At 68.9% G+C, this 24,147-nt stretch carries 16 protein-coding genes; 6 read left to right on the top strand and 10 right to left on the bottom strand.

Features of this window, described 5'->3' with window-relative positions:
• Positions 1–67 precede the first annotated feature (67 nt).
• Positions 68–646, top strand: a complete 579-nt coding sequence (gene dcd, locus ACFSJG_RS24855) for a dCTP deaminase (RefSeq protein ID WP_378487888.1) — start codon at positions 68–70, stop codon at positions 644–646.
• Positions 647–742: 96 nt separating this feature from the next.
• On the opposite strand, the gene ACFSJG_RS24850 is transcribed toward dcd, so the two are convergent.
• Positions 743–898, bottom strand: coding sequence for a hypothetical protein (locus tag ACFSJG_RS24850; RefSeq protein ID WP_378487887.1), 156 nt, complete (start codon positions 896–898; stop codon positions 743–745).
• A 269-nt stretch (positions 899–1,167) separates the two neighbouring features.
• On the opposite strand from ACFSJG_RS24850, the gene ACFSJG_RS24845 reads away from it, so the two are divergent.
• Together ACFSJG_RS24845 and ACFSJG_RS24840 are read left to right on the top strand one after the other, a co-directional pair.
• Positions 1,168–2,547, top strand: coding sequence for a UDP-glucose dehydrogenase family protein (locus ACFSJG_RS24845; RefSeq protein ID WP_378487886.1), 1,380 nt, complete (start codon positions 1,168–1,170; stop codon positions 2,545–2,547).
• A gap of 104 nt (positions 2,548–2,651) precedes the next feature.
• On the top strand, positions 2,652–3,950 hold the full coding sequence (locus ACFSJG_RS24840; protein ID WP_378487885.1) for a DUF7159 family protein: 1,299 nt from the start codon (positions 2,652–2,654) through the stop codon (positions 3,948–3,950).
• 27 nt (positions 3,951–3,977) lie between these two features.
• Here ACFSJG_RS24840 and ACFSJG_RS24835 read toward each other — a convergent pair whose 3' ends face one another.
• Positions 3,978–5,270 carry a YibE/F family protein gene (locus tag ACFSJG_RS24835; RefSeq protein ID WP_378487884.1) on the bottom strand — a complete coding sequence of 431 codons (1,293 nt, stop codon included), beginning with the start codon at positions 5,268–5,270 and terminating at the stop codon, positions 3,978–3,980.
• A 304-nt stretch (positions 5,271–5,574) separates the two neighbouring features.
• The gene (bluB, locus tag ACFSJG_RS24830) at positions 5,575–6,243 is read right to left on the bottom strand and encodes a 5,6-dimethylbenzimidazole synthase (RefSeq protein WP_378487883.1); all 669 of its coding nucleotides are present in this window, start codon (positions 6,241–6,243) and stop codon (positions 5,575–5,577) included.
• Positions 6,244–6,488: 245 nt separating this feature from the next.
• On the opposite strand from bluB, the gene ACFSJG_RS24825 reads away from it, so the two are divergent.
• Positions 6,489–7,568, top strand: a complete 1,080-nt coding sequence (locus tag ACFSJG_RS24825; protein ID WP_378487943.1) for a beta-mannosidase — start codon at positions 6,489–6,491, stop codon at positions 7,566–7,568.
• Position 7,569: 1 nt separating this feature from the next.
• Here ACFSJG_RS24825 and ACFSJG_RS24820 read toward each other — a convergent pair whose 3' ends face one another.
• From ACFSJG_RS24820 to ACFSJG_RS24800, 5 genes are all read right to left on the bottom strand, one after another.
• Positions 7,570–9,228: an ArnT family glycosyltransferase gene (locus ACFSJG_RS24820; protein WP_378487882.1), complete on the bottom strand. Its 1,659-nt coding sequence runs from the start codon at positions 9,226–9,228 to the stop codon at positions 7,570–7,572.
• Positions 9,225–10,736, bottom strand: a complete 1,512-nt coding sequence (locus ACFSJG_RS24815; RefSeq protein ID WP_378487881.1) for a glycosyltransferase — start codon at positions 10,734–10,736, stop codon at positions 9,225–9,227. Before ACFSJG_RS24815 ends, ACFSJG_RS24820 begins: the two co-directional genes overlap by 4 nt.
• Positions 10,733–12,235 carry a DUF2339 domain-containing protein gene (locus ACFSJG_RS24810; protein WP_378487880.1) on the bottom strand — a complete coding sequence of 501 codons (1,503 nt, stop codon included), beginning with the start codon at positions 12,233–12,235 and terminating at the stop codon, positions 10,733–10,735. Before ACFSJG_RS24810 ends, ACFSJG_RS24815 begins: the two co-directional genes overlap by 4 nt.
• 12 nt (positions 12,236–12,247) lie before the next feature.
• Positions 12,248–14,191, bottom strand: coding sequence for a hypothetical protein (locus ACFSJG_RS24805; protein WP_378487879.1), 1,944 nt, complete (start codon positions 14,189–14,191; stop codon positions 12,248–12,250).
• Between the two features lie 107 nt (positions 14,192–14,298).
• Positions 14,299–15,555: a pyridoxal phosphate-dependent aminotransferase gene (locus ACFSJG_RS24800; RefSeq protein ID WP_378487878.1), complete on the bottom strand. Its 1,257-nt coding sequence runs from the start codon at positions 15,553–15,555 to the stop codon at positions 14,299–14,301.
• 251 nt (positions 15,556–15,806) lie between these two features.
• Here ACFSJG_RS24800 and ACFSJG_RS24795 point away from each other — a divergent pair, with 251 nt between their 5' ends.
• Positions 15,807–17,204: a carotenoid oxygenase family protein gene (locus ACFSJG_RS24795; protein ID WP_378487877.1), complete on the top strand. Its 1,398-nt coding sequence runs from the start codon at positions 15,807–15,809 to the stop codon at positions 17,202–17,204.
• 709 nt (positions 17,205–17,913) lie between these two features.
• Here the strand turns inward: ACFSJG_RS24795 and ACFSJG_RS24790 are convergent.
• Positions 17,914–21,159 carry a (Fe-S)-binding protein gene (locus ACFSJG_RS24790; RefSeq protein WP_378487876.1) on the bottom strand — a complete coding sequence of 1,082 codons (3,246 nt, stop codon included), beginning with the start codon at positions 21,157–21,159 and terminating at the stop codon, positions 17,914–17,916.
• 333 nt (positions 21,160–21,492) lie between these two features.
• On the opposite strand from ACFSJG_RS24790, the gene ACFSJG_RS24785 reads away from it, so the two are divergent.
• Positions 21,493–22,170, top strand: coding sequence for a DUF8020 domain-containing protein (locus tag ACFSJG_RS24785; RefSeq protein WP_378487875.1), 678 nt, complete (start codon positions 21,493–21,495; stop codon positions 22,168–22,170).
• 448 nt (positions 22,171–22,618) lie between these two features.
• Here the strand turns inward: ACFSJG_RS24785 and ACFSJG_RS24780 are convergent, their stop codons facing one another.
• The gene (locus ACFSJG_RS24780) at positions 22,619–23,917 is read right to left on the bottom strand and encodes a S1 family peptidase (RefSeq protein WP_378487874.1); all 1,299 of its coding nucleotides are present in this window, start codon (positions 23,915–23,917) and stop codon (positions 22,619–22,621) included.
• Positions 23,918–24,147: the final 230 nt, after the last annotated feature.

Raw genomic sequence — 24,147 nt, 5'->3', positions numbered from 1 at the left:
GGTGCAAGTCCCTGCGAGCGGCAACTCTAGCAGACCCGCCGATGACTGTGCGTCTACCCTCTAGGTCGTGCTTCTCTCCGACCGTGACATCCGTTCCTCCATCTCCGCCGGCCGCCTGGGCATCGAACCGTTCGACGATTCGATGGTGCAGCCGTCGAGCGTGGACGTGCGTTTGGACCGCCTGTTCCGGGTCTTCAACAACACGCGGTACACGCACATCGACCCGGCGCAGCAGCAGGACGAGCTGACGAGCCTGGTGGAGCCGGCCGAGGGTGAGCCCTTCGTGCTGCACCCGGGGGAGTTCGTGCTCGGGTCGACACTGGAGTTCTGCTCCCTGCCGGACGACCTGGCGGGCCGGCTGGAAGGAAAGTCCAGCCTCGGCCGGTTGGGCCTGCTGACGCACTCGACGGCAGGGTTCATCGACCCCGGGTTCCAGGGGCACATCACCCTCGAACTGTCGAACGTCGCGAACCTTCCGATCACGCTGTGGCCGGGGATGAAGATCGGGCAGCTCTGCCTGCTCCGGTTGACGAGCCCGGCCGAGCAGCCGTACGGCAGCGCGAGCGTCGGGTCGAAGTATCAGGGGCAGCGCGGGCCGACGCCGTCGAAGGCGTACCTCAACTTCGTGAAGACGCCCACGTCCTGACGGAAGTCCCGGGCGGGGTTCGGTGTTCGACGGGGCGAGTGCCCCGGCGCGCAGTCTCGATTGGGCGCGCGCCGGGAGCGGCTCGGTCGTGCAAAATCAGCGCTGGCCGTCCGGGACGTAGTGCGAGAACAACATTTGATGCGTGCGGTCGGTGAAGGTCTCACGCTTCTCCTCCGGCTGCTGCCGGTCGGCCTGACGCTGCGGCCGGTCACTGCGACGGCCTATGTTCGATGTCGATCGGGGCGCTGTCATTGCGCTCTGCTTTCTCTGCTGGGATGGGGCGACCGGGTTTGCTGCGGCGAACGTCTCGCCTGCGGGATGCACTCTCGCTTCGCGGGGCCGCTGAAAAGTGGTCGGTGCGCGCCGACGGCCACTGCCGTCTAATGCGACAGGTTTGAGAGTAACCGACCGGCTGTCACCGGCCGCTGTCGCGTGCGGTGTGTCGAGACCGATGTGACCCGTACACTCACCGTTCGCGCCGGATACCTCGGGCGCTCACTCCGGTGGCGTATCAACAAGTCATGCGCTGCACCGTATTCGGAACCGGCTACCTCGGCGCCACCCATGCCGCCTGCATGGCCGAACTCGGCCACGAGGTGCTCGGCGTCGACATCGACGAGGGCAAGATCGCCAAGCTCGCATCGGGGGAGGTCCCCTTCTACGAACCGGGGCTCGCCGACACTCTGCGCCGCAACCTCGACAGCGGGCGACTGCGCTTCACCACCTCCTACGCGGAGGCCGCGGCATTCGCGGACCTTCACTTCCTCGGCGTGGGCACACCGCAGAAGAAGGGCGAGTACGGCGCTGACCTGCGGCATGTGCACGCCGTCGTCGACGCCCTCGCGCCCCTGCTCGACCGGCCCGCCGTGATCGTCGGCAAGTCCACCGTCCCCGTCGGCACCGCTGCCGAACTCGCCGTCCGGGCAAGTGGACTCGCACCCGCGGGCGACGCGGTCGAGGTCGCCTGGAACCCCGAGTTCCTTCGAGAGGGCCATGCCGTCGTCGACACGCTGCGGCCGGATCGGGTCGTCGTCGGCGTCGACCCCACTCGTGACGGCCGCGCCGAGGCGTTGTTGCGTGAGCTGTACGCGGACCTGATCGCTGCCGAGGTTCCCTTCCTGCTCACCGACCTCCCCACCGCCGAACTGGTGAAGGTGTCCGCCAACGCGTTCCTCGCGACGAAGATCTCCTTCATCAACGCCATCTCGGAGGTCTGTGAAGCGGCAGGCGCCGACGTCGGTGCCCTCGCGGACGCGCTCGGCCACGACGCCCGGATCGGTCGCCGCTTCCTCGGCGCCGGTCTCGGGTTCGGCGGCGGCTGCCTGCCGAAGGACATCCGCGCGTTCATGGCGCGCGCAGGCGAGCTCGGCGCCAATCAGGCGCTGATGTTCCTGCGCGAGGTCGACAGCATCAACATGCGACGTCGCACCAAGATGGTCGAGCTCGCCACGCGCGCGGTGGGTGGCTCCCTGCTCGGCTCCACCGTGGCGGTGCTCGGGGCGGCGTTCAAACCCGACTCCGACGACGTTCGCGATTCGCCCGCGCTGAACGTCGCGGGAATGCTTCAACTTCACGGAGCCACCGTCACCGTCTACGACCCGAAGGCGATGGACAACTCCCGGCGACTCTTCCCGACGCTGACCTACGCCACCACCGCGATCGAGGCGTGCGACGGGGCGGACGCCGTTCTGCTCGCCACCGAATGGGACGAGTTCCGGTCCCTCGAGCCCGCCGACCTCGACGGCGTGGTGCGCTCGCGGGTCATCGTCGACGGCAGGCGGTGCCTCGCCGCCGACCGGTGGCGTGCCGCGGGCTGGACGTACTTCGCGCTCGGCAGCAAGGCCGACGGCAACGAACGGGCAAACCGGACCGGACGTGTGATCACCCCGGCAGGCAACTGACCTGTCGGAACGGGCCTCTGGCGCAAAGATCGCGATTCGATAAACTCTGCGACGTTCGCGTGCGGGCCGTCGGGGGTTCGCACAGATCGACGAGGGGCAACTCGATGAGCGCGGTACTGGGAGTGTCGGTGGGGACCAGTGCTGTCCGCATGGCGACCCTCAGCGCACCCGAGCACGACGAGAACACCGTTCCCGGTTTCGAGCGGCGGGCCGTCGAGGTCGTGGCCGGGCCGGTCGAGGACGTCGCGGCGCAGTCCATCGGTGTCCTCCTGGAACACGACGGGCACGCCGACATCGGGGCCACCGGCGTGGCCTACGGCAGCGGACTGCACCCCGACACCATGCACGACGCGATGGCCAGGCAGCAGCTGTACAACTACCACCTGGTCCCCGAGGCAGCGGCCGTCGTCGCCCTCCTCGAGAGCGCCGGGCAGCTCGCCCCGACCGACCAGACCCTCGTCCTGTACGACCTCGGCAGCTCCGGCGTGACCGTCACAGTCGTCGACCGGTACTCGCACACGGTCCTCGCGCAGCATCGCAGCGACGTCGCGGGCGGCGATCGGTTCGACGCTCTCGTCGCGGAGCAGCAACTGCGGGAACGCGGACTCACCCGGCCCGAGGACGCGTGGGCGGCCGCCGAGTTCATCGCACGGTGCCGCGAGGCCAAGGAACAGCTCTCCACGGGCACCGGTGCCGCCGTCCCGGGCGACGGTGGCCTCGTCCTTCTCAACCGGGAACGCTTCGAGGCGCTCGTCCGGGTGCCGCTCGAATCGTCCGCGCGTCTGGCCCGCGATGTCATCGCCGCGTCGGGACGCCATCCCGACGTCCTCGTCCTCCTCGGTGGCGGGGTCCGGATTCCGCTCGTGCCGAGCCTGCTGCAGAGTTGGCTCGGGCTGCGCATCATCCTCCCGCCCGAACCCGAGATGGTCGCCGCTCAAGGTGCCGCGCTGCTCGCGACGCCGATGGCGGCACCGGTGCCGCACGAATCCCGGCCCGAGCAGCCGGAGCCGGACTGGGCCGACATCGCGTCCACCTCCCAAGCCCGGCGTGGACCGTCCCGTAGGCACCTCGCTCTCGCGGGAGCGGTCGCCGCCGGACTCGTCGTCGTTGCGGCCATCGGACTGGCGCTCGGAGGCCGCGACACCGGCACCACGAACCAGGGCGAGTCCGCCGTCGCGGAGGTCACCGTCCCGCCGCGGACCACGACCCGCGCACCTTCGACGACCACGACGACCACACCGTCGTCGACCTCGGCTGCTCCCGCGGCGACCACGGCACCGGAAAGCACCTCGGACGCGCCGGCGCCGGCGCCGGCTCCCGGCCCGCGCTTCCTGAACCTGCCCGACCCGATCCGCATCGAGGTCCCGCCGAACATCCAGCTGCCGCCGGGCATGATCCGCTGATCCACCCACCGTGCAGCATGCGAGCCGTCAGCGTGCGTGACGGGCGTGCCTGCCGCCGGCAGTCCGGGTGACCGAGGCCGACCGGCCGGCCGACTCGCCGGGACGCGGAGGCCGGGCGAGTGCGACGGCGATCGCCGTCGTCAGCGGTACGGACAGGGCCAGCGCGATGCCACCGACCGCGGACCGCAGGATCTCGATGGCGACGGCGTCGCCGGTGAGGACGTCGGTGATCGAGCGCCCGGCGACCGAGAACAGCAGGAGCAGTGGCAGCGCCCCGCCCGCGTACGCGAGGACGAGGGTGTAGACGGTGCTGGCGATGTGGTCGCGGCCGACGCGCATCGCGGAGGTGAACACCGACCGGCGGGTCGCGTCCGGGTCGAGGTGCGCGAGTTCGAACGCCGAGGACGCCTGGGTGATGGTGACGTCGTTGAGCACGCCGAGCGATCCGATGATGAAACCGGCGAGCAGCAGTCCGGTGATCGACACGTGCCCGAGGTACGTCTGGACGTTGGTGTTCTGTTCCTCGGACAGGCCGGTCAGGTGGGTCATCTCGATCGCCGCCCACGACAGGACCGCTGCGAGCACCATCGACGCGAGGGTGCCGAGCAGCGCGGAACTCGTCCGCAGACTCACTCCGTGTGCGAGATAGAGGACCGCGTACAGGATCACCGCGCCGCCGACGAGCGCGACCGGAACGGCGGGCTTGCCGTCGAGCAGCGCGGGCAGCATGAACCCGACGAGTACCGCGAACGCGACCAACAGGCCCAGCAGCGCGCGGACGCCGCGCCATCGCGCCACGACGACGATCACCAGCACGAACAGCGCGACCACCGCGAGCAGCGTCCATCCGCGTTCGTAGTCCTCGAACGAGTACGCCGTCGCGCCGGTGGCGTCGGTCTGCCGGACCAGGCGGATGCTCTCGCCTGCAGCGAGGTCGGGTTGGCCCGGGCCGGGGCCGATCTCGAGGAGGGTCCGGGTGCCCTCGTTGGGGCCGGACTCGATGGCGACGACGCTGCGTTGGCACTCGTACGCGTTGTTCGGTGGGGGAGTGGGTTCGCCGGTGAAAGGCTTTCCGACAGAGGTGCTTCCGCACGGACCGAAGTCGGAGCGGACCACGGTGCCCGCTTCGGTGACGACCGCGCCGCCTCCGGCCGTCTGGAACGGCAGGGGGATCTCGACGCTGTGCCTGCTCGGCCACAGGGCGATCAGTCCGATGAGGACGGCAATGCCGACGACGGTCAGGATGCCGACGACCACGCGGGCGGCCCCGGGACCGACGGGAATCGGGCCGCTGTGGCCGTGCCCATGGCCGTGACTCATCGCGACAACACCAGACGAAGCATGGCGTCACAGTACCGAGAGTGAAAACGTGAACCGGAATCCGAGAGTCGGACTCACGAGTGAAGTGGAGCCCCCCAGCGGGGTGGCGGGGTACAGGGGGGTGTCTCCCCGCCACCGGCCCGATTGCACACAGGGGGGGAGGTGCAATCGAGCGTGCTGGACACCAATGGTGTCCTTGTCGAATTTACAGGGTGATGGGCATTCTGTCCCACTCCGGCACGATATTTTCTTTGAGAACTGGATCACTGCAGGTGGCGGCGGCCTGTGAGGTTTCTCGGCCGTGTCAGAACGTCTCTCGATGCACCGCCTCGGACAGCGGGCGACCGTCACGCCAGCCGAAACGCACCAAGTCCGGTGTCTCCTGGAACCGCGACACCGGCCCGACGCACAGCCACGCGATCGGCCGCACCGGGGCCGGAATCCGCACCAGATCGGTCAGGAAAGCCTCGTCGTAGAACGACACCCAACCGACGCCGATGTCCTCCGCCACCGCCGACAGCCAGATGTTCTGGATCGCCAGGACCGCGGAGAACACGCCCGTGTCGTCGACGGTGTGCCTGCCGAGGATGTTCGCCCCGCCCCGTGACGGGTCGTAGGTGACGACGATTCCGGTGCCGGACTCCTCGATGCCCTCGATCTTGATCGGGTCGAACGTCTCGCGGCGCTCTGGGGGCAACGAGTCCGCGAAGTCGCGTCGACACCCGGCGACGTGCTCGGCGAACGTGGCGAGGGTGTTCCGGTCCTGCACGACCACGAAGTCCCACGGTTGCGTGTTCCCGACGCTCGGCGCGTCGTGGCCGGCGCGCAGGATCCGACCCAGTCGGTCCTCGTCGACGAGTTCGCCGGTGAACTCGGCGCGCACGTCGCGGCGCATCCGGATGGCGTCGTACACGGACAACGCCGGGCCGGGCTCGGTGGGTTGGGCGGGACCGCTGTTCACATCTCTCGACACGCACGTCACGGTACCGATCTGCCTGCGCGGCCCTCTTCGGCGGGCAGCGGCTCCCGACCGGCGGTAGCGTCGCGTAATGGTGTCCACAGCGTTCGTGCGACGTTCGGCCCGAAGCGCCCTCGCCGCGGTGCCACCGCCGATTCCCGCCCCGGATCCCGACCCCGGATCCTCCGGATCGACGGGCGCCGGGAGTTGACAGGACTCGATAGCCTGCGTGTGTGGGATTCGGACGGATCGTGCGATGGGTGGTTGCGGCCGCCGTGGTGGTCCTCGTGACCGGGGGTGCTGTGGACGCGCAACCCTCGCCGGCCCGGGTCGGCGCGACCGGCACCGAGCTGACGCTGGACGGTTCGCCATGGTGGCCGGTCGGGTTCAACGCCTACCAACTCGCCACCGACTGGTCGATCAACCGCGGCTGCGGTGCGCAAGTCGACCTGGACGCCTACTTCTCCGCGCTGCCGGGGGTGACGATCACGCGGTTCAACGCCTTCTCGGCCCTCGCCACGAACAAGTTCACCGGGGCTGTGGACTTCGCGCCCGTCGACGCCGTCTTCGCCGCGGCCGAGCGGCACGGCCAGTTCGTGATCCCGGTACTCACCGCACAGGACGGCGCCTGCGAGGACGACGTGTTCAAACAGCGCGACTGGTACGTCGACGGCTGGCAGCAGCAGGCGGCCGGAATGCCGATGTCCTTCCAGGACTGGGTGACCACCGCCGTGGCGCGATGGCGCTCCTCGCCGGCGCTCGCCGCCTGGGAGTTGGTGGGTGAACCGGAGACGAGCGTCTGCCCGGGCGGCAACTGCGACTTCGCCAACCGGGTGTGCCCACCGGACGCGGCCGAGGTGCTCCGCACCTTCATGGACGACGCCGGCGCGCTGGTGCGCGCGCAGGATCCGTATCGACTGATCACCGCAGGACTCACCGGCGGCGGCCAGTGCGGTACGCAGGGGGACGAGTTCCAGTACGTCGGCGAGTCCCCGAACGTCGACGTCCTCCAGTACCACGACTATCACGCCGACGGGATCCCGCTGCCCGGCGATCAGTGGAACGGGCTGGCCCGCAGGATCGATCAGGTCGAGGCGATCGGTAAGCCGCTGCTCGTCGCCGAGATCGGGCAGGCCGCGGGCGGGTGCCTGCCCTACGCGCAGCGCGCCGCCGACATCGGCACCAAGATCGCAGGGCAACGGGTCGCCGGGACGGCGGGTGCGCTGCTGTGGGCGTTCGTCCCCGACCCGCGGCACGACGACTGCACGTACGACATCGGACCGGGCGACCCCCTCTACGACCTGCTCGCCGCCTACCTGTCCGATCCGCCTCCGGCCTGACTCACTCGGAGTCGCCGCCGGGCGTGTCGAGGACCCGATACAGTCGCCAATCCGGCTGGTCCGCACCGTCGTTCGGGACATCCAGGTCCAGCATCGAGATCTGGGCGCCGTTCTCGTAGACGGTGGGGTAGCGACGGTTGACCGCGTCAGCGGTGCCGCGGCCCTCGTTCGGCACGGTCAGCAGGTATCGAACACCGTGCGACGCGGGGTCGCTGAGGACGGAGATGAAGTCCCGGTCCGACGGCAGGACGAACCGCTTCGGGTAGTTCGACGCGGCGACCACGGCGAACCCGTACAACGTGTCGACCAGGATCGAGCCGTCCGGCAGGTCCATGGCGTCGAGCCGGTCGGCGATCTCGCGCTCCGTGGAGAACGACTCCAGGATCGACAGCTGACGATCCATCTCCAGACCCTCCTGCGGGTCGAAGGGCAACAGCGCGCCGACGGCGTACTGCTGCACCGACAGGCTCCGGCTCTCCATCAGGACCGTCGTCACCGGAAGGCTCACCACCAGCAGGGCGACGGCAACGGCTGCCGCGATGCGCATCGACGGCCCACCCGTCTCTCGGGGAGCGTTGAACACCCCGGGGCGGCGGGCCGCGATCTGACCCCGGGGAGCCCGGATCTGGTGGGCATAGATGCACACCAGCGGAATGATGCAGATGTAGAAGCGCAGGAACGGGAACGTCGTCCCGGTCGCATACGACACGGTCTGGAACAGTAGGACGGACCCGAACATCAGCGTCGCGGCCAGCACTTCGAGGTCCCGGCGCCGCGTCGCCAGCACGACCACGGCGGGCACGAGCAGAGGTAATGCCGGTGCCAGGACGAGGATCTCCGCCGCCGAGTACGCGATCGTCGCGGGGCCGGACTCGGCGGCGCCACCGGACTGTTCGATGATCGCGCTGTTGCCGTACTCCGACGTGAACTGCGCGAACGCCTGCCCGGTGAGCAGCCAACTCGTCGCCGCCCACGCGACGAACGCGAGGAATGCCGGCGCCGCGAGGATCACGCCGTCCAGAAACGCCGTCTGCCAGCGGTTCACCTTCGCGCGGCGCCACGTGACGATCGCGACGAACACCGCGCCGAACGCGGTGGGCACGACCGCGTCGTACCGGGTGAGGTAGGCGAGCCCGAGCGCGATTCCGGCGCCGATCAGGTCGTGGACGTCGTCGGTGCTCGTCCATCGGATGAGGCGGCGCGTCGCCCAGCACATCAGGAAGACGAACGGCGCCTCGCTCATGCCGGTGGCACCGTAGAAGACGATCATCGGGTTCACGGCGAACAGCACGGTGACCGCGACCTGCTGCCAACGGGGGACGCCACGGTCGCCGCCGATCGCCCAGATCTGCACGGCCGCACCGGCCATGAAGACGGACGACATGATCACCCCGGCCATCCCGTACCGGGTGAGGCTGGGGAACCACGAGTTGAGCGCGGTGAGCGGCACCTCCACGAGGGCCGTCATCGGCGTGAAGATGAAACCGATGCTCGCCAGGTGCGGGTCCCGGCTGAACAGCACGCCCTGCGCCGACTGCACACGGCTGAGCGCATCACCCAGCATGACGTGGTAATGCACCGCCAGGACGTACCCGACGACGAAGTACAGCGCGGCGCTGAGCAGGTACACGACGAGGGCAGGGCTCCGGAGGATCCTCATGACGTGCCGCCCGTCGCGACCACCGCGTCGTCGTCGGACGCGCCGCCGTCGAGCCCGTGGAACGTCTTCTCCCAGTAGGACGGCCGGAACAGCAGCTGCCACACGCCCTTGATCGCGGCGATGCTCATCAGGAGCCAGTAGATCGGCACGAGCAGACAGGCAGGCAGCAGTCGTGGTGTCCCCGTCTCACGGGCACCGACGATGTTCATGTAGATGGTCGCGGCGTTGCCGAACACCAGACACACCAGCGCCGGGTAGTAGATCGGCGGCGGGAAGATGGACCCGATCGCGATGGGCTGCCCGAGGATCCACGCGATGGTGATGAACCAGAACACCATGTTCAGGCAGGCGATCAGCGGGGTGCCCGCCAGCAGAAGGGTGAACCGGACGAACGCCCACGACCCGATCTGGCGCCACAACCTCACCGGATGGCGGGTGTGCACCAGCCAGGTCTGCAGGTAGCCCTTGTACCACCGCGAACGCTGCCGGATCCAGTTGATCGGATCGCTGTTGGCCTCCTCCAGTGTGGTCGACTCCAGTACAGCCGTGGTGTAGCCTGTCGCCGCGATCCGGACACCGAGGTCCGAGTCCTCGGTGACGTTGAACGGATCCCACGCGCCGATGTCGTCCAGGACGGACTTCCTCAGGTGATTCGACGTGCCGCCCAACGGGATCGGCGCCTTCAGTCGCATCAGTCCGGGGAGCAGGTAGCTGAACCACACCCCGTACTCGACCGTGAACCACCCGGTGAGCAGATTCTGCAAACCGTTGCGATAGGCCAGCTTCGCCTGCACGCACGCCACGCGGTCGTCGAGCTTCGCGAAGGTGGCCGCGACCCTCCGCAACTGGAGTGGTTCCGGTAGGTCCTCGGCGTCGTAGATGGTGATGATCTCGCCGGTTGCGAAGTGCAGCCCGTAGTTGCAGGCCTTCGGCTTGGTGCGGGGCTGCGACTCGGGAACCAGCAGCACCGTCACAACCCCGTGCACACCCGCGGCCGTCGCAGCTTCGATCGTGACGTCGTCGTCCTCCTCGAGAAGTAGGAGTACCTGCAACTTGTCGCTGGGATAGTCCAGCGCCGCAACGGAATTGATCAGCTGCCCGATCACTTCCGGCTCGTGGTAAGCGGGAACCAGAACTGTGTACGCCGGGAGATCCTCGTCCGGGATCGCCCGTGCCTCCTCGTCGGTGACGCGGATGATCGCATCCGCCGCCAACCCCTTCCGGAAGACGACCAGCCGGTCACCGAGTGTGAGGACGTAGGCGATCGTGCAGATCCCGGTGACAACGGTGAGAGTACCGAGCGGGGCGAAGAACAGGCAGAACAGGAAGACGATCGTCGACGCGATCAGGAGGTTTCGCTGCCACGGCACGAACGCCACCGACGCGGAGGAGTCCGGGTCGCGTTCACGCAACCCGTGGACGGCGTCGTGCAGGGCGAACTCGCGGAACTCGGCGGATTCGGTGCCGGGGGCTGGGGGCACGGGGCGCTCGGCGTCGGGTGCGCTCATTCGGCCACCTCCCACTGCCACTCGATGGTGTCGCGGCCGAGCGTGGTCAACATGTCCGAGTCCTTGTAGTCGGGATTCTCGTCCTCCTCGACGGCGTTGCCGCGCAGCAGCACCTTCACGGTCTGGGAGACGACCGACAGAGCCTCCGGGTCGAGTGCCGGGAACTGAGCATCGGGTTCGTGGTTGTCCACCGAGATCATGTTGACCACCTGCACGACGCCGTCACCGCGGGTCCAGTCGAAGTGCATCTTCGTCCAGGTGAGGAACTTGTCCTGATCGACGATGGTGTACAACAGGCCGGTGATGCCGTGGCCGAGATCGACGCGCACGGTCGGCGAGCGCCTGCCGCTGATGGTGGAATACAGCGTCTCGCCCGGGTAGACGTTCAACGACTCCGGGTCGTGGCTGAGCAGTGAGTCGACCGTCACGGTTCGGCGGCGCCCCTTGTCGTCCCACTGGGGGTTCACCTCGTCCGCGGTCCAGGTTTGCCGGACGATGGTCGCGTCCTCACCGAAGTATCGCTGCGCCCAGTCGGTCCGTTCGAACTGCGTCTGCGTCCAGCCGGGCGGTACCTCCAGGCCGGCGGCTCTCGTCAGCGGCGGACCTTCCCCGATCGGGATGTACAGCTCACTCGGCAGTGACGCCGCGGCTATCGCCGCGGCGGCGGCCGTTGCGAGCAGCGCTGCCTTCCACGGCCGGGTCACGGGCGATGGCCGGGTGGGTCGCAGGTGGAAATTCGGATCGCGGCGCCGCACCGAGAGCCCCAGCATGGTGAACGCGACGATCGCACCTGCGGTCACCGGAGCCAGGCGCGCAGAGAAGGGGCCGAGCAGCTCCGGCCACCCGTGGAGCAACTGCGCAGCGAGAATCACCGACGACAGCACCAGAACCGACGAGAATCCGATCCACCCGAGTCGGTTGGTCCTCGCGACCGCGACGCCGACGCCGAGGGCGATCAGCACCGTCGACACCAGCGCTACCGCGAGCCACGTGCCGCCGACCCAGATGACGATCACCCGGTATCCGAGCGGGTTGACGACGATCAGCAACAGCCAGATCGGCCAGAAGCGGCCGGCCGGGCGCAGGCCGAACAGCAGGACGCACGCGCCGAACAGGAACAGGATCATCGCGAACAGATCGGTCCGCAGCAGGAAGAAGGTGTCCCGGTACCGGGGGACGAGCAGCGTGTAGGTCGCGACCGCCATCGCCAGTGCGATGCCCCCGACGATGACGTCGACCTCGCGGTCGTGGATCGGCAGCTCGTCGTGCCGGCGGCGGGTGATCCCGATCGCCATCGCCAGCACGATGAGCGGCATCATCAGCAGGTACCCGAACAGGCCGCCGGGCAGGGTGTCGAGCGTGGTGCGGGTGAGGGACTCCCAGAACGCCACCGTAGTGAGCACTGCGATCAGCGCGAACCGGAGAATCAGGTTCCGCAGGACGTGCGGGTCGACGTCCCGCACCGCGGTCGGTGGGGGAGGAGACTGCGTGGTCGTCATCGCACGCTCGGCTCAGGAGTCCGACGGGCGCCTGGACCGGATCAGTACGACCACCGCGGCGACGACACCGACCAGGAGCAGGATGCCGCCGACGAGGAGCACGGCCCGGACGGTGCTCGTCGTCCCGTCGGTCTCGGTGGCCTCCTGCGGAGCCGCCACCGTGACCGGGTCGCGGTCGCCGGTCTGGAACAGGGCGTCACCGGAGAGTGTGGACCACCGGTTCCGGTCCGCCGACAGCCAGTCGAGGATCCTGTCCACGCTCTGCGGGACACCCGTCGAGGTGGCGACCACCAGCATTCGGTCGTTGCCGCCGTCCCAGGCCGCCTGCAACGAGCCGAACTGCAGGCCGGGAACGTCCACGGTCTGGGTCGCGGCGTCGCCGGTGAGGTCCACCAGTTCCACTGTGTCGTCACCGGTGATCTGCAACGGCAGTGGAATCGATTCCGGCAGACCGCCGTTCGCGGCGACGAGGATCGCGGGAGTGTTCGAGTTCACCGCGTCGTCGAAGTCGGTCAGCTCCGGACGGAAGGGTGTCACCGTCAGTCCCTGGAGTCCGGTCACGATCTGCATCGCGCGCCGGGCGTCGTCGAACGTCCCGTCCTGCAGACCGACGACGGCCGTCGGCATCAGCGCCTGCGGCAGGGCCTGGAATCCGTCGGGCTGCGGCGGCATCGACTCCTCGCTGCGGACCGCTCCGGCGGGGTCGAGGCTGAGCGTCACCGCCTGGGTGGAACCGCACTCCATCGCTCCGGACACCTGCAGCGTCACCGCCAGTTCGGTGTAGCGGGACATCAGCTCCGGCGGAATCGTCACCCACCGGTCGATGCGGCCGTCGGCGTCGACCGGCCACCGATCCAGCGTCGTGTCGCCGACGGTCACGGTGATCTGCCCGTTCTGGGTGCTCGGCAGCGGCGTGTAGTCGCCGATCAGGTGCACCTCGACCGGACCGACGGGATGGCCGAGCTGCGTCTGGTCGATACCCATCCGCACCTGTACCCGGCCGGTCGAGGTCGCAGTGAGCTGGCCCGCACCGAGGTCGGCGAGGGTCGTCAGTGAGGGAGCGATCCCCGGTGCCGCGGCCAGCGACCCGGCCGTCGCCTCGGTGGCGACGGTGATCTGCGACAGGTCGCTCGTCAACAGTCGCGTCTGGTTCAACAGACCGTCACCCTGGCCGGCCAGCGTGAGCACCGGCACCCCGGCAGGTGAGGTGTTCAGCGTGGTCGAGTTGACGTCGGAGTCGGCGATGACGACCTGGCGCTCCAGCAGTCCGACCGGGTCGGTCGGGAGAGCCTGGCCGACAGGAAGCGGTCGAAGGTCAACGGGCGTGCCCTGATTCGCGTATCGCGCGGTGATCGACGCACCGAACTCGAGCGCGGCGGCGGTCTCGGTGGAGCTGGGTTCCGAGGGCACGTAGATCGACAGGCGGGTCAGAACCGGCGGCAGGAAGTCTGCGATCACCCCCGGCTGTGCCTCGTCGCCGGTGTAGTCGACGCTGCCGTCGACGATGCGTAGCTGGCCGTCCGACCAGTCCTCGGCGCACCACTGGTCGTCGATCGGCAACAGGTACGAGCGCAGCGTGACGCGGGCGGTGTTGCCCACGATCGTCGCTCCGGTGAGGGGGAGCGTGACCGGTGCCGTCGGCGCCCCGGACGGCAACTCGACGCGACCCAGGATGCGTCCGTCCGACTCGACGTCGATCCACCCCCTGCCCGCCCCCGCAGGCACCTGGACGGTGCCGCGCAACGCGACCGGGGACAGGTTCTGCGGCACCGGAATCTGGAGAGTGACCTCGGACGTCCGTCCCGAGAAGGACAGTGACCCACCGACACCCACCGTGGGGAGTGGCAGCGACGCATCCTGTCGGACGGGCGCGGCGAGCGCGGTCGCGGGGAGGGCGGTCAGCATCGCGGCGGCAACTCCCGCAGCCAGAACCTTCGGGACGAGTCGAACTCTCATGCGCGGAACTCCGAACGCCGTAGGGGCAGAGTCTGGCCCAACCCTACGATTGCTCGCGCCCTCTCGCAGAGAGGCGAGACCGGTGCGTCGCCCCGTGCCCGAAGCCCCTACTGGCTGTAGCTCGCCAGGAAGTTGCCGAACCGCTCGATGGCGACCGCGAGGTCCCTCGCCCACGGCAGCGTCACAATCCGAAGATGATCATGATTCGGCCAGTTGAAGCCGGTGCCCTGGACCACGAGGATCTTCTCCTGCAGGAGCAGATCCTGGACCAGCTTCTCGTCGTTGTGGATCTCGTGGACGTTCGGATCCAGCTTCGGGAACGCGTACAGCGCGCCTCGCGGCTTCACACACGACACGCCGGGGATCGTGTTGAGTCGCTCCCACGCGACGTCGCGCTGCTCCAACAGACGGCCGCCGGGGAGGATCAGGTCCTCGATGCTCTGGTACCCGCCGAGGGCCACCTGGATGGCGTGCTGGGCCGGCACGTTCGGGCACAGACGCATCGACGCAAGCAGGTCCAGCCCCTCGAGGAAGCTCGACGCGTGGTCCTTCGGGCCGGTGATCGCCACCCACCCCGAGCGGTAGCCGGCCACCCGGTACGCCTTGGACAGGCCGTTGAACGTCAGGCACAGCAGGTCCGGGGCCAGAGACGCCAGCGAGATGTGCTTCGCGTCGTCGTACAGGATCTTGTCGTAGATCTCGTCCGCGAGCAGCAGCAGTCGGTGCCTGCGCGCCAGCGCCACGATCTGGGCCAGCACCTCCTCGGAGTACACCGCGCCCGTCGGGTTGTTCGGGTTGATGACCACGATCGCCTTGGTGCGCGGGGTGATCTTCGACTCGATGTCGGCGATGTCCGGGTTCCAGTCGTTCGCCTCGTCGCACAGGTAGTGCACCGGCGTGCCGCCCGCGAGGCTCGTCGTCGCCGTCCACAGCGGGTAGTCCGGCGCCGGGATGAGCACCTCGTCACCGTTGTCCAGCAGCGCCTGCATGGTCATCGTGATCAGCTCGGACACGCCGTTGCCGAGGTAGACGTCGTCGACGTCCAGGTCCGGGAAGCCGGGGATCAGCTCGTAGCGCGTGACGATCGCGCGCCGGGCGGACAGGATGCCCTTCGACTCGGAGTAGCCCTGAGCCGTCGGCAGCGCGGCGATCATGTCCCGCATGATCACGTCCGGTGCCTCGAAGCCGAACGGCGCCGGGTTGCCGATGTTCAGCTTGAGGATCCGATGGCCCTCGGCCTCCAGTCGGGCGGCGTGTGCGTGTACCGGACCCCGGATCTCGTACAGCACGTTCTGCAGCTTCGCGGACTGCGTCAGGACGCGCGGGTGTACATGGGTGTGGTGGGAGGGTTCCGAGGCGGTCACCCGTCCATGGTGCCACTGCAGGCAAAGCGAATTACTGGCGGGGACCGTCCGGCGCGGTGCGGGTGTGGTGGGTATTCGCACAGGTCCCGGCCGGTGTGTACGCGAAACACACCGGGAAATCCGCTGGCGCGCCGCCCGTCAGCACCGATGCCGACCGGCGCCACGGCGCTCGGCGAGACGACCGCGACGTGTTGGAGGATCCTGGACGGTGCGTCGCAGATCACACCGATCCCACACGGAGGCGGCAAACCATGAGCGCACCCGGCATCCCCCGCCCGGCATCCGTCGACATGGCACACCACAAGCACCTCACCGGCTTGTTCGCGCCGCAGCGCGAGGAGGTCGACGTCCGCGACCTGGAGGTCGTCGGCGAGATCCCCGCCGACCTGCACGGCGCCTACCTGCGCAACGGTCCGAATCCCCGGTTCGACCCCATCGGGCGGTATGTGTACCCGCTCGACGGCGACGGCATGGTGCACCGTGTGGAGATCGCCGACGGGCACGTCCGCTACACGAACCGTTTCGTGCGGACACCCATGGTCGAGGCCGAGGAGCGGGCAGGCCACGTCATCTGGGGCGGGGTGACGGACCTCTACACGCCCAGCGCAGACGAGGTCGGGCCCGACCTCGCCGGAACGAGCCGCGACCTCCCCGACATCAACATCGTCCGGCACGGGGGACGGCTCCTCGCGATGGCCGAGAGTGCCCCGCCGTACCGGATCGACCCCGCCGACCTCGCCACTCTCGGCCGCGACACCTGCGACGGCGCGATGGCGGTCGGCAGCACTGCGCACCCGAAGTTCGATCCCGCGACGGGTGAACTCGTCCTTTTCAACTACATGCTCGAGGCGCCGTACCTGACCTGGGCGGTGGTGGGCGCCGACGGGACGACGTCCCGCGCGCCGCAGCCGGTCGACGGCGTCGACGTCCCGCTGATGATCCACGACATGGCCCTCACCGACCGCTACGTCGTCCTCGTCCTGTGCCCACTGGCGTTCGACATCGCCGCCATGCTCACCGGCGGCTCGCTCCTCGACTGGCGGCCGGATGACGGCACCCGGATCGCGCTGATCCCCCGAGACGGCGGGCCGGTCCGGTGGGCGAGTTGCGACGCCTTCTGGGTGTGGCACTTCGCGGGGGCCCGCGACCTTCCCGACGGCCGGGTCCAGGTCGACTACGCACAGTGGACGTACCCCGGCGGGTTCGCCCACGCCGACACCCCGGCCACCGGCGGACTGGTCCGGGCCACCGTCGATCCCGAGCGTGGCACGGTCGATCGGCAGGCCGTGTTCGACCGCGACGTCGAGTTCCCCCGCGTCGACGACCGCACCCTCACCCGAGCCGCCGGCCCGGTCGCGACCGTCGGCAAGCTCGGTAGCGACTCGGACGGCTGGGACTCGCTGTGGTTCTTCGACCCCGACGCGGGCACCGCAACGCACTGGGATCCCGGTTCGCTGGCCGTCGGCGAGCCGCAGTACATCCCCGGCGCCGGCGACGACTACTGGGGGATGATCGGCACCGACCGCGCCGACCTGACGTCGTGGTTCGTCCTGCTGCCCGCCGCCGACCCCGCATCCGGACCGCTGGCTCGGGTAAAGCTCCCGATCCGGGTTCCGAGTGGGCTGCACGGGGCATGGCTTCCGGTGTGAGCCGCAGGCACCGCTCCCGCAGGGGTTTCGAGCGTCCAGTACAGGCCGCGGTGAGGTCGACGATCGTGCGTGCGGGCGGCGTCACGCGGAGGCCGTCGACTGTCGTGACGTGCTCGGGTGGGAGCGGCACCGAGTGGACGTGTCGCCGGGCGGTGACGCTTCCACCGAAGGACCGGTCGCGAGTCAGGTGCACCCGCGACATCGACGTGTTCCACAGGTCGAAGCCGTGCACGGTCGCTGCCGACTGGTGACTGAGTACCGCCTCCGGAGCCGCGACGTCGAGTACCGCTTCGGCGACCAGGCGGTGCCTGGCGGCGGCATCGAGGTCGAGGAACGTTGCGGCGTGCGCAAAACGTCCCGGGTGCAGGCGCTTCCATGTCCCCGTTCGGCACTGGCGTTGCAGTTCACGGTCCGTCGCACCGCGCCTCGGCGCGTCGAATGATGTTTCCCCCCATGCCCGTATCGTGCCTGACGCCACCCCCCCGCAACTCGCCGAAAGGGTGGTCTGTGGAGTGAATCCGGCTTGTACACACCGCACTTGCGTACATCGTCCGCAGGGGTGTTGGAGGGGTGTGCAGGGGTTTTCGGCGTGCAGAACCCGTGTGGGAGCGGGAAAAGGGGCGTGCACAGGGGTTTTCGCGAGCGGCCCGGAACGCGGAACGCGCCCCCACCGGAATTGGAATCCGGTGGGGGCGCGTTCGGTGCGCGGTTACTTGCGGCCGGGGGCCTTGGCGCCTGCCTTGAAGCCGAGCCCGCCTGCCTTGGGCTGCGGCGGTGCCGGTGACTCGGCGGCCGGGGTCGCGGGCGCTTCCTCGACGGGAGCCTCGGCGGCCGGGGCCTCCTCGACGGGGGCTGCCTCGGCCGGTGCGGGCGCGGCGGCCGGGGCAGCAGCTGCGGGAGCGGCCTTCCGGGCACCGGGAGCCATGGCGCCTGCCTTGAAGCCCAGTCCGCCTGCCTTGGCCTGCGGCGGTGCCGGAGCCTCGGCGGCCGGTGCAGCATGTGCCTCCGCGGCCGGGGCCTCGGTGGGCTCGACGGCGGGAGCCTCGGCAGCCGGCGCGGCAGCGGTCGGAGCCGCGGACTTCTTCGCGCCGGGAGCCTTGAGGCCGCCCTTCATCGCCAGTCCGCCGGGCTTGGCCTTCGGCGGCTCGGGTGCCGCCGCGGGTGCCTCGGCGGCCGGTGCCTCCGCAGCTGCGGGAGCGGTCGGAGCGGCGGGCTTCTTGGCGCCGGGGGCCTTGAGGCCGCCCTTCATCGCCAGTCCGCCCGGCTTCGCCGTCGGGGCAGCAGGCTCGGCGGGAGCCTCGGCTGCCGGAGCGGCCGGCTTCGCGCCGCCCGGTGCCTTCGGTCCGCCGGGAGCCTTGAGGCCACCCTTCATCTGCAGTCCGCCGGGCTTCGCTGCGGGTGCCGCCGGAGCCTCGGCCTCGGCAGCCGGAGCCGCACCGCCGGGTGCCTTCGGTCCGCCAGGTGTCTTGAGGCCGCCCTTCATCTGCAGTCCGCCGGCCTTGGCCGCGGGAGCTGCGCCACCCGGTGCCTTCGGTCCGCCGGGGGCCTTGGGTCCGCCGGGAGCCTTGAGGCCGCCCTTCATCTGCAGACCGCCCGCCTTCGGCGCGACCGTGGCCGCGGCCTGCGCGACCTCTTCGACCCGCTCGGCTTCCTCGACCTCGGCGACCTCTTCGGTGACGACGTCGGCCTCGACCTTGGTGCGCGGTGTCTGGACGACAACGAGGTTCTCGGTCAGCTTCGCCGGCTCGAGGCGAGTGATCGACTCGAGCATCATCTGCGCGACGTCGACGACCTCGACGCCCTCGCCCTGGCCCGACTCCTGGCGCGCGGTGACGCCGTCGGTGAGCATGACGCGGCAGAACGGGCAGCCGGTCGCGATCTTCTTCGGATCGGTCGAGAGGGCCTCGTCGACACGGTCGATGTTGATGCGCTTGCCGAGCTGCTCCTCCATCCACATGCGGGCACCACCGGCGCCACAGCACATGGACCGCTCGCCGTGACGCGGCATTTCCTTGAGGGTGGAGCCGGTCGCGGCCATCAGTTCACGCGGCGCGTCGTACACCTTGTTGTGGCGACCCAGGAAGCACGGGTCGTGGTAGGTGACGTCCTCCTGCACGGAGGCGACGGGGATCAGCTTCTTCGCGCGCACGAGGCGGTTGAGCAGCTGGGTGTGGTGGATGACCTCGTAGCGGCCACCGACCTCCGGGTACTCGTTGCCGAGGGCGTTGAAGCAGTGCGCACAGGTGACGACGATCTTGCGCTTCGACTCGTCGATGCCGTCGAAGACGTTGTTCAGCACCTCGATGTTCTGCATCGCGAGCTGCTGGAACAGGAACTCGTTGCCCGCGCGGCGTGCGGAGTCGCCGGTGCACGTCTCCTCGGCGCCCAGGACCATGAACTTCGTGCCCGCGGTCGCGAGCAGCTCGGCGACGGCCTTGGTGGTCTTCTTGGCGCGGTCCTCGTAGGCACCGGCGCAGCCGACCCAGAACAGGTATTCGTAGTCGTCGAACGTCTCCGCGTCCTTGCCGAAGACCGGGATCTCGAAGTCCATCTCGGAGATCCAGTTGAGGCGGTCCTTGGCGTTCTGACCCCAGGGGTTGCCCTTGTTCTCCAGGTTCTTGAACAGACCGGCGAGCTCCGTCGGGAACTCCGACTCGATGAGCACCTGGTAGCGGCGCATGTCGATGATGTGGTCGACGTGCTCGATGTCGACGGGGCACTGCTCGACGCAGGCACCACAGTTGGTGCAGGACCACAGCGTCTCGAGGTCGATGACCGGGGCCTGCTCGCCCGCGGCGACCAGCTCGGCGGTCTCGCCGACCAGCTTGCGCTCGGCCTCGAGGCGCGCGGCCTCGGGGATCTTCGCGAGCGCGGCCTCGTTCACGTTGCCGTCGGCGTCGACGAGGCCGACCTCGTCGCCGCCCATGTCCTTGCTGCCACCGGCCAGCAGGTAGGGAGCCTTGGCGTAGCCGTGGTCGCGCAGCGACATGATGAGCAGCTTCGGCGACAGCGGCTTGCCGGTGTTCCAGGCGGGGCACTGGGACTGGCAACGACCGCACTCGGTGCAGGTCGTGAAGTCCAGCCAGCCCTTCCAGGAGAAGTCCTCGATCCGGCCGGCGCCGAGGGTGTCGGTGTCCGGGTCGACGTTGTCCATGGTGAGGGCCTTGCCCTTGGACATCATCGGCTTCGCGGCACCGAGGGCGACGCCGCCGTCGGCCTCACGCTTGAAGTAGATGTTCGGGAACGCGGAGAAGCGGTGCCACGCGACGCCCCAGGTGATGTTGCGGCCGACGACGAACAGCCAGACCATGCCGGACATCAGCTTGACGAAGGCGAAGATCGAGACCAGCGTGACGTTCGCCGGGATCACGTTGGCGATCAGGCCGGTGACCGGGTCGGTCCAGCTGGAGTGGCCGTGCAGCGACAGCACGCCGGCCTTCACCAGCACCATGCCGATGCCCTCGGTGAGCACGACCCATTCGACGAAGTAGGCGGGGCCGAACTTCGATCCGCTGAAGCGCGAGAGGCGCTCGGGGAGGCGCGGGTGGTTGAGCTGGCGGATCACCATCAGCGTGACGATGCCGACGACCGTGCCGACGCCGAGGATCTCGTCGCCGAGGTGGAACCACCACGTCTCGCCGATGATCGGCCACGACCAGGTCGGGTCGAAGGTCTGGCCGTACGCCATGAACCAGAACTGCGCGCCGACGAGGAAGCCGATCATCACGAGCCAGTGCGCCCAGCCCACGGTGCGGAACTTCTGCATCCGGGTGTGCGCAATGAACTCGATGATCATCTGCTTGAAGCGTGGGAAGAACGGGCGCCACCGGTCGGGCGCGGGCTGACCGATCGTCACTGTCTTGCCCATGCTGCAGGCCCCGCTGAGGAACGAGGCCCAGCACACGAGGCTGAGCAGTACGCCGATCGTGCCCAACGTGATCGTCAGGGCATTCATGTCTCGGCCTTTCCTTCTCCGTCGGCTACGGCAGCTGTGTGGTCACCGTAAGTTACCCGCCGGTAGCTATTGATTCAACTCATGTCGACGCTGCGTGGGTCGGGTTTTCGGCCCGATGTACGCAGATGTTCGCACTCACGGTAAAGGCACGTGTAGCGGGCGTTAAGCGCAGGTGAGCCTAACTTAGACAACTGACCAGTAACTTTGCTAGGTTCTGAGGGTCTCCTAACTTAGGCTGCGTAGTCGTTGTTTCGAGCGGGAATCACGTTTAGTGTTCCCATGTTGCTGTGTCTTTTCTCGCGCATGCGAGGCCATCCGGAGGGGATCGAGCGTATGAAGATGACGAAGCTGACTGTCGGGTCGCTGCTCGCGATCGCCGCGCTGGGAGTCGGGGCTGGAACCTCGCACGCGAATCCCGCGCCCGAGACGATCGACTGGAGCTCGAACATCGACGGCAACTCCGTCGTCACCACCATCGACGCGGGCGCCTTCAAGGTGTCCGGCGACGGCCACAGCATCGAGTTGCAGGACGGTAACGGCAACGCCGTCGTCAGCCTCCCGCTCGCCTTCCAGCTCAACACCCTCCAGTTCCCCGTCGAGCAGGAGATCAGCGCCGACGGCAAGACCGTCACCCTGACGCCCGTCTTCGACCTCGGCAAAGCCGAGCCCGTCAGCGGTGACGTCACCGCCCAGCCGATCAACGGCGCCGGCCTCGCGGTCAAGGACATTGCGTCCCCCGACGAGAACCTCAAGGCGCAGCAGACCTTCAGCTCGCAGCTCGCGATCGCCACGGCCTCGGGCGGACTCATCGGCACCGTCGTCGGTGCCGTCCTCGGCGGCCTCGGTTTCCTCGGTGGTCCGGCCGGCCTCGTGTCGGTCCCTGCCGGTGCGGGAATCGGTGGCGTCATCGGCACCATCGTCGTCGGCGGACCCACGCTGATCGCGGCGGGCATCGGCCTCGGCCAGACCCTGCTCGCCGAGCCCGGAACCACGGTTTACGCCGCCAAGTAGCCCGTCCCGACACAGACAACCGAGCTGCCCGTCACCTCGCGGAGGTGACGGGCAGCTCGCGTCTCGGTGGCGTTCCCGCATTGCAGACGAGGCCGGAACGCGGGTGCGCTCCGGCCTCGTCGCGGTGGTGCTCAGGACAGTCCGGCACCGCCCACGTTCGTCGCGATCGTGAAGATGTAACCCAGGATGTCCATGAGGACGGGGAGCAGCGCTTCCATTGCACTTCCTTGTCTCTGTGCCGACGCCGACGCGGGCGGCCGGCGAACTGCCGGCTGCGTTCCAGCCGGTTCGTCCAGGTTGTTGTTGGTACGAAAGAGATTTGGCAGCAACAACTTCGGCGCATTCTACCGTCACGGACCGCTGCGTGGTGTCGTCACCTGCGGCGGGACCGGAAACGACGGTGCGCGGGTCTCCCGGTGGGAGACCCGCGCACAGAGGTGCAACGTCTCTAGCTGGTGCGAACCTTCAGGCCCGGATTGGCGGCGAGGATCGAGTTGATCGGCGACGCGAACAGCTGCGGGCTCTCTCCGACGATCGTCGTCACGACCGCTGCGACCTCGCAGAACTGCATGTCGGCGACGTTCGACGCGCTGGAGATGCCGAGGGCGCGGTCGCCGGTGACGATGGTGCCGCCGCTGTCGCCCTGGAGGGCGCAGATGTTGGCGGAGAAGCCGCCACGCAGAACCCGCGGCCCGACGGCGACGGACTGGTTGACCGCGTTGATGGTGCCGCAGGTGAACCCGGTGGTCAGTCCCGACTTGCAGACCGGCGCACCGACGACGGGATCCGCGGTGCCGGTGATCCGGAGCGGAGACTTGCCGGGGACACGGACCAGGTTGTTCTGGAACCGGTAGGCCACCGCATCGTCGATGTCGATGATCGAGAAGTCCAGGCCGTCGAGGCTGGACTTGGCGAAGGTGCCGATGTGCGGACCGAACACGCCGTTGGACGGCATCTGGAACACGTCGGTGACGCCGGGTGCGCCGTGGTTGGGGTCGCAGTGGCCGGCCGAGATGTTCACCGTGGAACCCGAGCCGTCGGTGCCGTTGAAGCCGAGCGAGCAGCGGAACGCGCCTTCGGCGTTCTCGGCTGCGTAGGAATCGCCACCGAACATGGCGTCGGCGGGGGCGCCGCCGTTGTCGACGACCGGGGGCGCCACGGATCCGAGTGCGGGCTGCAGTGCCACGACCGCACCCTGCAGGAAGTCAGGCACCTGGAATCCGCCGAGCTCGACGGTGTCGGAGACGCGGAGCACGAGGTGGTTGTTGACGACGTCGACCGCGGCACCGCCGACGAGCCCGGACAGCGGCTGCGGGAGCGCGGCGATCCAGTCCTCCGCCTTCGCGAGCTGGTGCTCGAGGGTCCGCTCGCTGCGCGGCAGATCCTTGACGGTGTAGCCGGCGTCGCGAGCGGCCTCACGGGCGGCATCGGCGTCCTGGCCCGGGGCCACGCCGACCAATGGCTTTCCGGACTGGTCGAGCCAGGCGCCGGCGAAGACGTCCGGGAACCGGTCGCGCATGTCGCGGGCGAACGCCACCAGCTTCTGTCCCGCCTCGGCCTTGGCGAGGTACTCGTCCGCGGTGAGACCGAGGTCGCGCTGCACCGCGGCGACGAGGTCTTCCGGCAGTGCGCTCGCCGGGCTGTCGGCCGGTGCAGTCGCGGGCTCGGCATGGGCGAATGCGGGAGCGAGCAGGAGCAGGGCGGCCGAACCGATCATCGCGGCGCGGCGCGCGCGAGTGCTGCGCATGGGGACCTTCCCGTTCGGGGACCAGCGGGCGGTGGGAGTCGCAGGACATGCGAAGACCACCGGGCGCCGCGGGTCCGGGTCGAGTTCACATGACTATATGGCCTGACGCGGCGAGAAGACACCGACTCCCGCATTCGACCAGGGCAGCGTCGGGATATTGCCGGGGATGTCCCGTTCGGTCGGTGCGCCAGACGACGACGGCCGCACCGGTGTGCCCGGTGCGGCCGTCG

Origin of the sequence: Rhodococcus gannanensis (genome assembly GCF_042681175.1) — a bacterium.
Lineage (GTDB): Bacteria > Actinomycetota > Actinomycetes > Mycobacteriales > Mycobacteriaceae > Rhodococcus_G > Rhodococcus_G gannanensis.
The sequence above is the reverse complement of the archived record's forward strand: the minus strand, read 5'-3'. Positions and strand labels throughout refer to the sequence as shown.

Excerpts from the sequence above, each read along its gene's own strand:
- ACFSJG_RS24850 (WP_378487887.1), bottom strand. The coding sequence starts at position 898 with ATGACAGCGCCCCGATCGACATCGAACATAGGCCGTCGCAGTGACCGG.
- ACFSJG_RS24845 (WP_378487886.1), top strand. The coding sequence starts at position 1,168 with ATGCGCTGCACCGTATTCGGAACCGGCTACCTCGGCGCCACCCATGCC.
- ACFSJG_RS24840 (WP_378487885.1), top strand. The coding sequence starts at position 2,652 with ATGAGCGCGGTACTGGGAGTGTCGGTGGGGACCAGTGCTGTCCGCATG.
- ACFSJG_RS24835 (WP_378487884.1), bottom strand. The coding sequence starts at position 5,270 with ATGAGTCACGGCCATGGGCACGGCCACAGCGGCCCGATTCCCGTCGGT.
- ACFSJG_RS24820 (WP_378487882.1), bottom strand. The coding sequence starts at position 9,228 with ATGAGGATCCTCCGGAGCCCTGCCCTCGTCGTGTACCTGCTCAGCGCC.
- ACFSJG_RS24815 (WP_378487881.1), bottom strand. The coding sequence starts at position 10,736 with ATGAGCGCACCCGACGCCGAGCGCCCCGTGCCCCCAGCCCCCGGCACC.
- ACFSJG_RS24810 (WP_378487880.1), bottom strand. The coding sequence starts at position 12,235 with ATGACGACCACGCAGTCTCCTCCCCCACCGACCGCGGTGCGGGACGTC.
- ACFSJG_RS24805 (WP_378487879.1), bottom strand. The coding sequence starts at position 14,191 with ATGAGAGTTCGACTCGTCCCGAAGGTTCTGGCTGCGGGAGTTGCCGCC.
- ACFSJG_RS24795 (WP_378487877.1), top strand. The coding sequence starts at position 15,807 with ATGAGCGCACCCGGCATCCCCCGCCCGGCATCCGTCGACATGGCACAC.
- ACFSJG_RS24790 (WP_378487876.1), bottom strand. The coding sequence starts at position 21,159 with ATGAATGCCCTGACGATCACGTTGGGCACGATCGGCGTACTGCTCAGC.
- ACFSJG_RS24785 (WP_378487875.1), top strand. The coding sequence starts at position 21,493 with ATGAAGATGACGAAGCTGACTGTCGGGTCGCTGCTCGCGATCGCCGCG.
- ACFSJG_RS24780 (WP_378487874.1), bottom strand. The coding sequence starts at position 23,917 with ATGCGCAGCACTCGCGCGCGCCGCGCCGCGATGATCGGTTCGGCCGCC.